Below are 12,988 nucleotides of genomic sequence, written 5' to 3'. Positions count from 1 at the left end.
CTCCACTCCCTGGGCGGGGCGGAGAGCCGAACGGCTCGGGTCGTACGAGGAGGCCGTCGGCCACGCGAGGGGCCTCAGCAGGCGCCGAGGTCCTTCCACACGCCCCAGTCACTGGGGGCGGGAGCGTCGCCGCGGGTCCACCACTTGGCCTGCCACGTGCGGCCGTTGTGGGAGACGGTGTTGCCGCCCGTGTAGATGGTGGTCGCGCTCCAGGGGGCGGCCGAGCAGGTGGCGCCGGTGGTCCCACCGGTCGTTCCGCCGGTCGTTCCGCCGGTCGTGCCGCCCGTGGTGCCGCCCGTGGTGCCGCCGGTGGTGCCGCCGGTGGTGCCGCCCGTCGTGCCCCCGCCGGAGCCCGTGCCGAGGCGCGCACCGACGGCCGTCGCGAGCGCGTAGTTGTTCTTCTTGTCCCAGTTGATCGACCAGGTCATGACACCGCCGATCTTGCCGTACGGCGTCGCGGGCTTGAAGGTGCCACAGTTCGTCCCCGTCTCGAGGCAGTCGACGGCCTTGATGACGTTCGCGACGGGCTGGTAGCCGCCGCCGGCCGCGGCCTGGACGGCGGGGACGCCGATGCCGACCTGGTCGGGCCGCAGGCCCATCTCGAGCTGGATGCAGGAGAGCGAGGTGAGGAAGTCGATGCTGCCCTGGCTGTAGACCTGCTGGTTGCAGCCCATCATCGCGCCCGAGTTGTAGTACTGGGTGTTGACGATCGTGAGGATGTCCTTGATGGCGAGCGTGAGCTGGTAGTAGCCCATCGAGGTGGCCTGGTAGTCGATGGTCTGGGGGGCCATCGCGATGATGAGGTTCGGGCCTGCCTTGGCCGAGAGCTGGTGCAGCGCGCTCGACATGTACGTGGCGTTGATGCCGTGCTCGAGGTCGATGTCGACGCCGTCGAAGCCGTACTCCTGCATGAGGGCGTACGCGGTGTCGGCGAAGTTCTTCGCCTCGGTCGCGTTGGAGACGATGACGTTCCCCTTCTCGCCGCCGACCGACAGGATGACCTTGCGGCCCTGTGCCCGGATCGCGGCGATGTCGGCCTTGAACTGGGGCACGGTGTACCCGTTCAGCTCTGCGGTCGAGAGGTTGAAGGTGATCCCGCCGGGCGTGCCGGTCAGGTTGTCGGCGAACGCGACGGCGACCAGGTTGTAGGCGGGCGGGATGTCGCTCAGCGGCATGACGACCGAGCCGTTGTTGAAGTTGTGCCAGTAGCCCGTGAGCCACTGGTGGCCCGGGGCGGCGGCGGCCGCGACGGTCGCGGGCTGGGCGGCGGGCTGCGGGGCCGCCTGAGCGCTCGTGCCGGCGAGCGCGAGCCCGCCGAGGGCGACCGTGGCGGCGGTCAGCGCCGCGAGCAGGCGGGCCGGACGGCGGGCGCCGTCGGCGGGGTGACGATGGGTTCTCACGTGGTGCTCCTCTAGCAAGGGTCCGGGACGTCGTCGTCTCACCGGGACCGTCCGAGTGTCCGATCTGGGTCGGCCATGCCGACGCTACGTGAGCCACGTCACGCCTGTGATGAGGGGTTTCACCACTCTCTGAGCGCGGACGGTACGGGGATCCCCCTACGTGTCGCGTACCCGTACGTGCGGGGTCAGGTCGCCCGACGACGTCGCGCGGGTCGCGTGGAGCGGGTCGCCGGCGCACTCGACGGAGGCACGGGAAGAACATCCGGACGCGTGTATCAAACGGGGCGCCCGTCCCTCTCTCCCGGCAGGAAGGGGTCCGGTGCACCACCGGCCCGCTGCGTCGAGCGTGCGTGAGCACGGGCCGGAGGGAGGTCCTGCGGTGGCTGAAATGCTTGTCCCACCTGGGCAGACGCCCCTAGAATCGGGTTCCCCCGAAGTACCCGAGCACGACCGAGAGCAGACGGCGCACCCAGCCATGACACGGATCACCGAGGACGTCCCGGAAGTCGACGAGCCGGAGGTGAGCCTCGGGGATCGCGCCGCGGCCGCCCTGCTCGACTACCGCGAGGGCAGGCACCAGGCACTGGCCGACTTCGTGAGAGAGGCCACGCCGTTGCTGTGGCACACGGTCAGGGCCCAGGGAGTCGTCCGCGAGCAGGCGGACGACATCGTCCAGAACACCTGGATGGCCCTCGTGCGCAACGCTCACACCATCCAGGAGCCGCACGCCGTGCTCAAGTGGCTCCTCGTGACCGCCAAGCGCGGCGCGTGGGAGGCCGTCCGCAAGCACCGTGACGACCAGAAGCGCCGGACCGAGCTGCCGGACGACATGCTCGACGGCCCCACGGGCACCCTGCCCTCTTCCGACCCCACCCCCGAGACCCAGGTCCTCGAGGTGGAGCGCGACCGCTACCTGTGGCGCGCTGTCCTCCGGCTGCCGGACCGCTGTCAGCAGCTCCTCCGGCTGATCTCGTTGGCGGACCGACCCGACTACAAGTACATCTCGAGCGCCATCGGCATGCCGGTGGGCAGCATCGGTTCCAACCGTGGGCGCTGCTTGGCAAAGCTCCGCGACATCATCGAGAGCGAGCAGGGGGACAGGACATGGGAAACATCATGAGCGCACCGTCGGGGTACAGCCCCGAGGAACCGCTGGACGCCGTCGACCTCGAGATCCTGGCGGATCTCGCTCGTATCCACACGATGCTCGACCCGGTACCGGACGGGCTCGTCGAGCGGTCGCTGTTCGCGATCACGCTCGCCGGCCTGGAGGCCGAGGTCATGGAGCTCGAGTACGTCCGTGTGCCGGAGATGTCGGTCCGGGGCGAGGCGCCGCCGATCGAGGCGCGCACCATCACCTTCACGGCCGAGTCCCTGACCGTCATGATCACGCTGTCCGCTCGTGACGACGGCCGGATCCGTATCGACGGATGGGCCGCCCCGGCCGGCGAGCTGACGGTCGAGCTGCACCGTCCGGACGGGATGGTCTCGACCGTCGCCGACGAGGACGGCCGGTTCGTGTTCGACGCCGTCGGGCCTGGCCCGGCGAGCCTGCTGCTGCGCGCCCCCGGTGCGGGCGGCGACGCCGTGACGACCCCGATCATCGAGCTCTAGCCGCCCCGCCCCTTCGTCATCTCGGCACGCCGGGCCGATCGACCCGACGGTAGTCCCTTCGTGCATTGGAGCACCGATGAGTGAGACCCCTGAGCAGTCGGCCACGCCGCCTGTCCCGCCGGGCGGGCGGCCCTTCGGAGACCGGCCGAACCGGCTGCAGTGGCGGACGCGGACCCTCGACCCGATCACCGCACCGCGTCGGGCCGGGCAGTCCTCGCCGCACCCCACCTGGTACGTGGGGGACCGGGTCCTGGTTCCCGAGTCTCCGGACGACCTGACCGGCAACCGCTCGCTGCGCTGGCTCGAGGAGGCCGCGGAGAAGTTCGACCTGACGGTCGAGGTCGAGGAGGCCAGCAGGAGCGACGCAGAGCTCGTCACCCGGGCGGGGCTGGACCGCGAGACGACCCGTGACCTGCGACGCGTCTTCGGGCTGTCGGCGCGCCTGCGGCAGAAGGGTGGCAGCGAGGGGGAGCTTCCCGACGCCTGGAAGGTCATCGAGAAGCTCGGTGGACGCCTGTGCCCTGACGACAAGTGCAGCCCGCGGGTGGGCCTCGACCACATGATCGCGCCCGCGGCGGGGCCCGCCATCGGTGGCCAGCCGTACACGCAGCCTTTCCCGTACACGCAGCCCTTCCCCTACACGCAGCCTTTCCCCTATACGCAGCCCTTCCCCTACACGCAGCCGTTCCCCTACACCCAGCCCTTCCCGGTCACGGGAACCGCGGAGTACGCGACCCCCGGCTCGGGCGGTCGGACCCCCGTGAACTGGATCGGTCCCGTCCCCGCACGGCGGCTCGCGGTCGGTGCCGACGACTTCACCGCCGCGGACGGGACCCGCCGACCCGTCGTGGCGGTCCTGGACACCGGGGTGGGCGCGCACCCCTGGTTCGACGCCGCCCCGGAGACCCGAGGGACGATCGTCGTGCGTGACCCCGAGCTCCTCGGGGAGCCGCTGTCCGTCCTCCCCGAGACGGAGTACGAGTACGAGGACCCAGAGATCGGAGGGGTGTCGATCTCTCCCTTGACGGGCCCGCTCGACCCGGTCGCCGGGCACGGCACGTTCATCGCCGGGCTCGTCCACCAGAAGTGCCCCGACGCGGTCATCCTGGCTCCTCGTCTCTACGGCGGTGCCGGGGTCATCCCCGAACGGGACCTCCTGCGCTCCCTGCGTCGTGTGCTTCTGTGGCACGTGCTGGGGCTCGTCGGGCGGGACGGCTACGCGCCGATCGACGTCCTGGTTCTCTCGCTCGGGTACTACCACGAGCGCCCCGAGGACGCGGACTTCGACGCTCCCTTCGGCACCGTCCTGCGGGCCCTCCGGCGCTACGGGGTGCTGGTGGTCGTCTCGTCCGGGAACGACGGGCAGACCAGGCCGAGCTACCCTGCGGCGTTCGCGCCGCGCATCGACCGTCGGCAGACGCCGCCCGTGCCGCTGCAGGGCGTCACGCTCCTGCGCGACGAGCCGCCCGTGCTCACGGTCGGGGCGCAGAACCCGGACGGGACCACCGCCCTGTTCAGCAACGACGGGCCGTGGGTCACGTGCGTGCGTCCCGGGGCCGCCCTCGTCTCGACGGCGCCGACGACGATGGACGGCGCGGTGGCCCCCAGCCGATGGCTCAAGGAGCTCTGGTCGGACGGCAACCGGGCCACGATCGACCCCGAGGGGTTTCAGGGCGGTTTCGCGACCTGGAGCGGTACGTCCTTCGCGGGGCCCGTGCTGGCCGGCGAGCTCGCGTCCTACCTGCTCGACGACGCCGCGGCCGACCCGACGTCGCCGAGCGCCGTGGTACCGGGTGAAGGAGCGCCCGGACGCTGCGCGTGGCTGTGGCAGTCCATTACCCTGGCCACTGGACTGGTCCCCACGGAGGTGACCGCGGAATGAGGTGACGGCGTGGCGCGCAGCGGTGGCCGGACCCTGCGCGCACGCCTCGAGTTCGCGTCGGCGACCAACGCGCGGGGGCGTCATTCCCGGGCCGCCCAGCTCTTCCGCACCATCCTCGCGGATCTCGAGGAGCCGACCTTCGCGGACGACCCGGACAACAGCTACGCCCACGTCCGTGCGCTGATCGGCCTGGCGATCTCCAGGTTCGAGTACGAGGGTGACGTCGATCGCTCGCTCGAGCTGCTCGAGCAGGCCCAGGCGTGGGTGGAGGCCCATGGGCCCGAGGACCTGCAGCTCGTGGTCGGCGGACAGCGTGGTCTGCTCCGGCTGCGCACCGGCCGGGTCGTCGAGGCGGTCGAGGAGATGGACGCCGCCGCTCGGTTCATCGACGTGGCGACGCCGCTCGACGCCGCCGTCCTCCTCCTGAACCGGGGGTCGCTTCACCTCGAGCTCGGCAACCTCGATCGGGCCGAGGACGACCTTGCCGAGGTGGTTCGCCGCGCGGAGGACATGGGGGACGCACTGCTCGCGTCCAAGGCGCAGCACAACCTCGGCTACGCGAAGTACCTCGGCGGCGACCTGCCGACAGCCCTGCGCGCCATGGAGGAGGCGGAGCGCGGTGCTCCCGAGCGGCACGCCTCGGTGGGCCTCATCGACAAGGCACAGGTTCTTCTCGAGGCCGGACTGCTCTCGGACGCGGACTCGACGCTCGCCGAGGCGCGCGAGCACCTCGCCCGCAACCGGATGGTCAGGGACGTCGCCGAGGTCGAGCTGCTGCGTGCACAGTGCCTCGTGGGTCTTCGCCGCTACTCGGAGGCGCAGCGTCAGGCCCGCGCGGCGGCGGTCAGGTTCGACCGGATCGGCAACGACCCCTGGGCTGCCCGGGCTCGGGTCGCCGAGCTCCAGGCGCGGCTCGCCGAGGACCGTTCGGCGGGCCTCTCGGTCGGCGTGGCACGCCGTCGGGCCGCCCGTGCGCTCGCCCTCGCGGACGTCGGGGCCGCGCTCGGTGAGGCCGCTGGGCGCGGGGTGACCGTCCCCGCACAGCTCCTCGCGGCAGAGTGGCTCCTTGCGGCGAAGGACCCGGCGGGCGCGCGCGAGGTCCTCTCGCGGGTCCCGGGGCACCTCGGGCGGGTGGCGCTGCCGCTGCGTCTGCAGCACCAGGCCGTGGCGGCCGAGCTCGCGTTCGCCACCGGGGAGCGGGGCGCTGCGCTCCGTGCCGTGCGCAAGGGGCAGCGCATGCTGGCCGAGCACCGCGAAGGTCTGGGGTCGGTCGACGCCGTGACGGCTTCCGCGGTCCACGGGGTGCGCCTGGGGCACGTGGACGTGGCCGCGGCCCTCCGTACCGGCCGCGCCGCGGCACTGCTCGACGCCGTCGAGCGTGGACGTGCGACCGTCGCAGGCAGCGGGAGGGTCGTGCCGCCGTCCGACGCCGAGTCCGCAGAGCTCCTCACCCGTGCGCGCCAGGAGATCGAGTCGGCGAGGCTCCTGGGGGCGAACCCCTCGGGTGAACGTCTCGAGCGCCGTCGTGCGCACCTGAGCGAGGCGCGACGGCTGCAGGAGGCTGCTCGGCGTCGGGCCTGGCAGGACGGAGGGGGAGCGGAGACGCCGACCGCGGTCACCGCACGCCGCCTGCGCCGCGCACTGTCGACGGCGAGCGCGTCGACGGTCGTCGCGGACTTCGTCGTCGCGGACGAGACGCTCCGCGTCCTGCGGGCGGACGCCTCGGGGCTGAGCATGATCCGGCTGGCCCCGATGGTGGAGGTCGGCGAGCGCATCCGGCGCGCCCGTGCGGACCTCGACGTCCTGTCGAACGGACTGATCCCGGCGCCCATGCGGGCCGCCGCCCGGGCGTCGCTCGACCGGAGCCTGGCGTGGCTCGACCGCGAGGTCCTCGCGCCGATCGACGCGCAGGGAGACCTGCACATCGCCGCGCGTGACCTGCTGCTCGCCGTGCCGTGGTCCTCGTTGCCCTCACGTGCGGGACGCCGGACGTGGGTCAACTCGTGGATCGACCTGCAGGAGGCGACGGTCGAGCAGACCAAGCCCGACGTCGTGGTCGTGGCGGGACCGGGACTACGTGCGGCGGAGGCCGAGGCCGAGGCCGTGGCGCGGACGTGGGAGAGCGCGACGGTCCTGACCGGCGAGGAGGCCACCTGCTCGGCCACGGTCGACAGGCTCCCGTCGGCCGCGGTCGTCCACCTCGCGACGCACGGTCGGCACGAGACCGACAACCCGTTGTTCTCCTCGTTGCGGCTCGCGGACGGCCCGCTGTTCGCGCACGAGCTCGACGGCGTGGACCTCCGTGGAGCCGTGGTCGTCCTCTCTGCCTGCGAGGCGGGACTGTCGACGGTCCGGATCGGTGGTGAGCCGCTGGGGCTCACGAGCGTGCTGCTCCGGCTGGGGGCGGCGGCCGTCGTGTCGAGCGTCGCGCCGCTGCGGGACGACGTCGCCGCGCGGGTCATGCCCGAGTTCCACGGCGAGCTGCGGGCGGGAGCCACACCGGGGGACGCGCTGGCGACCGCGGTCGCGCGCGAGGAGGAGCCGGTTCCCCTGGTCTGCTTCGGGCCGCTCGCGGTCTGAGGGGGGGGCCGCGCTGGGGCGCGCCCGTCGGCGCGCCCGACACCGTGTCCTCCGCCGCACCGCGCGGCGCCCGCGGCACTGTCGGGCCGGATTTGGACCGCGCGCCGACGTCACGTACCCTGTTCCAGTACCCAAGACCGCCGGTCGTACCGTCCTGCCCGCTGACTCGTCAGCTGCAGTCCGGACCGAAGTCCCGCAGAAGTGCGGAGGCCAGCGCAGGTGAGAGTTCACGGAGCGGGCGAGAGCCTGCACTTCGAGCCCCGCGCCTGCGCGGGGCTCTTCTCGTCTCCGCAGGACCTCACCCCCCAGGGCCCCCGCCCTGCGGAGACCGGTGGCACCACCACCGGAAGGATTGCCATGGCGAGGCCGGACAAGGCAGCCGCAGTCGCAGAGCTCACGGAGAACTTCCGCGAGTCGAACGCGGCCGTGCTGACCGAGTACCGCGGGCTCACCGTCGCGCAGCTCAAGCAGCTGCGTCGGTCGCTCAGCGGCAACGCAACCTACGCCGTGGTGAAGAACACGCTGACCGCCATCGCGGCCAAGGAAGCCGGCATCGAGATCGACGCCGACTTCAAGGGCCCCTCGGCCATCGCCTTCGTGACCGGTGACCCGGTCGAGGCGGCCAAGGGCCTGCGTGACTTCGCCAAGGCGAACCCCGCACTGGTCATCAAGGGCGGTGTCCTCGACGGACGCTCCCTGACCGCTGCGGACATCACCAAGCTCGCGGACCTCGAGTCCCGCGAGGTCCTGCTGGCCAAGCTGGCCGGCGCGTTCAAGCAGCCGCTCTACCAGGCGGCATACCTGTTCAACGCGCCCGCTTCGCAGGCCGTTCGCACCATCGATGCCCTGCGCCTCAAGCAGGAATCGGAGAGCGCTGCCGCCTGACCCTCCTCGGAGGATCACGCAGCACGCACCCACCCCCTCTGCTTCCAGCAGGGCTCTGTGGATCGTTGACAGGGCTGCTGCCGAGCACCAACCGAAAGGACCGCCATCATGGCGAAGCTCAGCACCGAAGAGCTCATCGAGCAGTTCAAGGGCCTCTCCCTCATCGAGCTCTCCGAGTTCGTGAAGGCGTTCGAGGACGCTTTTGAGGTCACCGCGGCCGCTCCGGCCGCCGTCGCCGTTGCAGGCCCCGCGGCCGCTGCCGCCGAGGAGGTCGAGGAGAAGACCGAGTTCGACGTCATCCTCGAGGCTGCCGGCGACAAGAAGATCCAGGTCATCAAGGAGGTGCGTGCCCTCACGAGCCTCGGCCTGAAGGAGGCCAAGGACCTCGTTGACGGCGCCCCCAAGCCCGTCCTGGAGAACGTCGCCAAGGACGCTGCTGACAAGGCCAAGGCTGCCCTCGAGGGCGCCGGCGCGACCGTCACCGTCAAGTGATCACTGCCCTTCGGGGCGGTATCGCATGACAGGTCGCCGCGCGCGGCCTGACAGGTAGCACAGGCGACGAGGCCCGTACCCCCCGGGGTGCGGGCCTCTCGTCGCCTCTTCGTCTCCCGGCCCGACGCCGGAGCTCGCCTTCCACGGGAAGGTGGCGGACGCCGTCGGGCAGGGAGTTTCTTCGTGTTCTTGGGCGGCATATGGCGGCCACCGAGAAGATGTCCTCACCGGCCCGGTGGGGGAGTGCAGTGGGTGCGACGACGGTCTTGACAGGCCGCGATTTCGCGTCGCTGGACACGCTTGACTGGGCCGGGTATGCTAGCGCTTTGCGCTCGCGTGTGCCCTCGGCACCCTCTGAACTGCCCGGACCGTCTTCGGTGTGCGTCCATCGTGCACCACGGCAGCCTCAGGGGGAAGAGGTCCTCCAGCCACGCAGCGTACAGCGTGCAATCGATCTGCAGGGAAGGACCCCTCTTGGCTGCCTCGCGCACCCCTTCTGCTCCGTCCGCCGACGCTATCGCGAACCGCACCGCTTCCCGGCGCGTATCTTTCGCCAAGATCTACGAGCCTCTCGAGGTGCCCGACCTGCTCGGGCTCCAGACCGAGAGCTTCGACTGGCTGCTGGGCAACCCGGCGTGGCGCGCACGCGTCGACGCCGCGGCCGCCGCCGGTCGCCAGGACGTCCCCGCGACGTCGGGTCTCGAGGAGATCTTCGAGGAGATCTCCCCGATCGAGGACTTCGGCTCCTCCATGTCTCTCTCCTTCTCCAACCACCGCTTCGAGCCGCCGAAGTACTCGGCCGAGGAGTGCAAGGAGAAGGACTTCACCTTCGCCGCGCCGCTCTTCGTCACCGCGGAGTTCGTGAACTACAACACCGGTGAGATCAAGAGCCAGACGGTCTTCATGGGCGACTTCCCGCTCATGACCGCACGCGGCACCTTCATCATCAACGGCACCGAGCGCGTCGTCGTCTCGCAGCTCGTCCGTTCGCCCGGTGTGTACTTCGAGCGCCAGGCCGACAAGACCAGCGACAAGGACATCTACTCCGCGAAGATCATCCCGTCGCGCGGTGCGTGGCTGGAGTTCGAGATCGACAAGCGCGACGCCGTCGGCGTCCGTGTCGACCGCAAGCGCAAGCAGTCCGTCACGGTCCTGCTCAAGGCCCTCGGCCTGACCGAGTCGCAGATCCGCGAGGAGTTCGCTGACTTCCCGTCGGTGCTCGACACGCTCGAGAAGGACCACGTCCACACCGAGGAAGAGGCGCTCGTCGACCTCTACCGCAAGATCCGTCCGGGCGAGCCGCCCACGGTCGAGGCCGGTCGCTCGCTCCTCGAGAACTTCTACTTCAACCCCAAGCGCTACGACTTCGCGAAGGTCGGCCGCTACAAGGCGAACAAGAAGCTCGGCGTCGACGCGCCCCTGGGTGACTCCACGCTGTCCGTCACGGACATCGTCGCGACGATCAAGTACCTCGCGGCCCTGCACGCCGAGGTCACGACCCTCCCCGGCACGCGTGCCGGCGAGCCCGTCGAGATCCGCGTCGAGACCGACGACATCGACCACTTCGGCAACCGTCGTATCCGCGCCGTCGGCGAGCTCATCCAGAACCAGGTCCGGACGGGCCTGTCCCGCATGGAGCGCGTCGTGCGTGAGCGCATGACGACCCAGGACGTCGAGGCGATCACGCCGCAGACCCTGATCAACATCCGCCCCGTGGTGGCGTCGATCAAGGAGTTCTTCGGCACCTCGCAGCTCTCGCAGTTCATGGACCAGAACAACCCGCTCGCCGGCCTGACGCACAAGCGTCGTCTGTCCGCGCTGGGCCCGGGTGGTCTGTCCCGTGACCGCGCCGGCATGGAGGTCCGTGACGTCCACCCGTCGCACTACGGCCGCATGTGCCCCATCGAGACCCCTGAGGGCCCGAACATCGGTCTGATCGGTTCGCTCGCCTCCTACGGGCGCATCAACCCGTTCGGGTTCATCGAGACGCCGTACCGCAAGGTCGAGGCGGGCAAGGTCTCCGACGAGGTCGTCTACCTGACGGCCGACGACGAGGACCGCTACGTCATCGCCCAGGCGAACACCGAGCTCAACGCCGACGGTTCGTTCCGTGCCGAGCGTGTCCTGGTCCGCACCAAGGGTGGCGAGACGGCTGACGTCCTCGGCACCGAGGTGGACTACATGGACGTCTCGCCGCGCCAGATGGTGTCGGTCGCGACCGCCCTCATCCCGTTCCTCGAGCACGACGACGCGAACCGCGCACTCATGGGTGCCAACATGCAGCGTCAGGCCGTGCCCCTGGTCCGTTCCGAGGCCCCGCTCGTGGGTACCGGCATGGAGCGTCGTGCAGCCATCGACGCCGGTGACGTCATCGTCGCCACCAAGCCCGGTGTCGTCACCGAGGTCTCCGCGGACCTGATCGTCGTCGCGAACGACGACGCGACCACGACGAGCTACCGCGCGGCGAAGTTCCGCCGCTCGAACCAGGGCACGTCGTACAACCAGCGCGTCGTCGTCGACGAGGGCGCTCGCGTCGAGGTCGGCTCGGTGCTGGCCGACGGCCCCGCGACGGACGAGGGCGAGCTCTCGCTCGGCCGCAACCTGCTCGTCGCGTTCATGTCCTGGGAGGGCCACAACTACGAGGACGCGATCATCCTGTCGCAGCGCCTCGTGCAGGACGACGTCCTGTCCTCGATCCACATCGAGGAGCACGAGGTCGACGCCCGCGACACGAAGCTCGGCCCCGAGGAGATCACGCGGGACATCCCGAACGTCTCCGAGGACGTCCTGGCGGACCTCGACGAGCGCGGTGTCATCCGCATCGGTGCAGAGGTCGGCGCGGGCGACGTGCTCGTCGGCAAGGTCACGCCCAAGGGCGAGACCGAGCTGACCCCCGAGGAGCGCCTCCTGCGCGCCATCTTCGGTGAGAAGGCCCGCGAGGTCCGCGACACGTCGCTCAAGGTTCCCCACGGCGAGTCCGGCACCGTCATCGGCGTCCGCGAGTTCAACCGCGAGGACGGCGACGAGCTGCCCGCCGGCGTGAACCAGCTGGTCCGCGTGTACATCGCGCAGCGACGCAAGATCACGGACGGCGACAAGCTCGCCGGCCGTCACGGCAACAAGGGTGTCATCTCGAAGATCCTCCCCGTCGAGGACATGCCCTTCCTCGAGGACGGCACCCCGGTGGACGTCATCCTCAACCCGCTGGGTGTCCCCGGTCGTATGAACGTCGGCCAGGTCCTCGAGACCCACCTCGGGTGGGTCGCGAAGCAGGGCTGGGACATCTCGCAGACCGACGGCGCAGCCGGCGAGGGCGACCTGTCCTGGAAGGAGCACGTCCCTGCGGTCGCTGCTTCGTCCGAGCCGGGCCGCCCCGTGGCGACGCCGGTCTTCGACGGGCTCGAGGAGGAGGCCCTCACGGGTCTGCTCTCCACGACGCTCCCGAACCGTGACGGCAACCGCATGGTCGGCCGCGACGGCAAGGCACGTCTGTTCGACGGCCGCTCCGGCGAGCCGTTCCCGGAGCCGGTCTCCGTGGGCTACATGTACATCCTGAAGCTCCACCACCTGGTGGACGACAAGATCCACGCCCGCTCGACCGGTCCGTACTCGATGATCACGCAGCAGCCGCTGGGTGGTAAGGCGCAGTTCGGTGGACAGCGTTTCGGCGAGATGGAGGTGTGGGCGCTCGAGGCATACGGCGCGGCGTACACCCTCCAGGAGCTGCTGACGATCAAGTCCGACGACGTCCCGGGCCGCGTGAAGGTCTACGAGGCGATCGTCAAGGGCGAGAACATCCCCGACTCGGGCATCCCGGAGTCCTTCAAGGTCCTCCTGAAGGAGATGCAGTCGCTGTGCCTGAACGTCGAGGTGCTCTCGAGCGACGGTGTCTCCATCGAGATGCGTGAGTCCGACGACGACGTGTACCGCGCTGCCGAGGAGCTCGGCATCGACCTGTCGCGTCGCCCCAACGCAGCATCCACGATCGACGAGATCTGATCTCGGAAGCGGTGGGGGGGGGCGGGTAAGAACCCCCCCCCCCCCCCCCCCCACGCGGTGGGGCCGGGGGGGTTTTAAAAACAGTAGGGTCCGGCGAGTGGGAGGGTGTTTTTTTGGGTGGGGGGCGGGTGAGTTA

The 12,988-nt window shown here is 70.5% G+C and carries 8 protein-coding genes; 7 read left to right on the top strand and 1 reads right to left on the bottom strand.

Annotated elements, in window-relative coordinates:
* Positions 1-74 precede the first annotated feature (74 nt).
* Positions 75-1,400, bottom strand: a complete 1,326-nt coding sequence (locus ACFRCR_RS10975; protein ID WP_377677489.1) for a glycosyl hydrolase family 18 protein — start codon at positions 1,398-1,400, stop codon at positions 75-77.
* A 520-nt stretch (positions 1,401-1,920) separates the two neighbouring features.
* Between ACFRCR_RS10975 and ACFRCR_RS10970 the strand changes: the two genes are divergently transcribed.
* The 7 genes from ACFRCR_RS10970 (at position 1,921) to rpoB (ending at position 12,852) form a co-directional block, all read left to right on the top strand.
* Complete coding sequence (locus ACFRCR_RS10970) at positions 1,921-2,520, top strand: RNA polymerase sigma factor (protein WP_377677488.1); 600 nt, start codon at positions 1,921-1,923, stop codon at positions 2,518-2,520.
* Positions 2,517-3,014 carry a carboxypeptidase-like regulatory domain-containing protein gene (locus ACFRCR_RS10965; protein WP_191795913.1) on the top strand — a complete coding sequence of 166 codons (498 nt, stop codon included), beginning with the start codon at positions 2,517-2,519 and terminating at the stop codon, positions 3,012-3,014. Before ACFRCR_RS10970 ends, ACFRCR_RS10965 begins: the two co-directional genes overlap by 4 nt.
* Positions 3,015-3,090: 76 nt before the next feature.
* Positions 3,091-4,896 (top strand): S8/S53 family peptidase, encoded by a 1,806-nt coding sequence (locus tag ACFRCR_RS10960; RefSeq protein WP_377677486.1) that lies wholly within the window; start codon positions 3,091-3,093, stop codon positions 4,894-4,896.
* A 9-nt stretch (positions 4,897-4,905) separates the two neighbouring features.
* On the top strand, positions 4,906-7,476 hold the full coding sequence (locus ACFRCR_RS10955; RefSeq protein ID WP_377677485.1) for a CHAT domain-containing protein: 2,571 nt from the start codon (positions 4,906-4,908) through the stop codon (positions 7,474-7,476).
* A gap of 357 nt (positions 7,477-7,833) precedes the next feature.
* Entirely contained in the window at positions 7,834-8,361 is a 528-nt protein-coding gene (gene rplJ, locus ACFRCR_RS10950; protein ID WP_030151947.1) for a 50S ribosomal protein L10, read from the top strand.
* A gap of 108 nt (positions 8,362-8,469) precedes the next feature.
* The gene (gene rplL / locus ACFRCR_RS10945; RefSeq protein ID WP_030151946.1) at positions 8,470-8,853 is read left to right on the top strand and encodes a 50S ribosomal protein L7/L12; all 384 of its coding nucleotides are present in this window, start codon (positions 8,470-8,472) and stop codon (positions 8,851-8,853) included.
* 474 nt (positions 8,854-9,327) lie between these two features.
* Positions 9,328-12,852 (top strand): DNA-directed RNA polymerase subunit beta, encoded by a 3,525-nt coding sequence (gene rpoB / locus ACFRCR_RS10940; protein WP_191795916.1) that lies wholly within the window; start codon positions 9,328-9,330, stop codon positions 12,850-12,852.
* Positions 12,853-12,988 lie beyond the last annotated feature (136 nt).

It is taken from the genome of Oerskovia sp. NPDC056781 (assembly GCF_042789955.1).
Taxonomy (GTDB): Bacteria; Actinomycetota; Actinomycetes; order Actinomycetales; family Cellulomonadaceae; genus Oerskovia; species Oerskovia rustica.
This window is presented reverse-complemented; position numbering and strand designations above follow the sequence as displayed.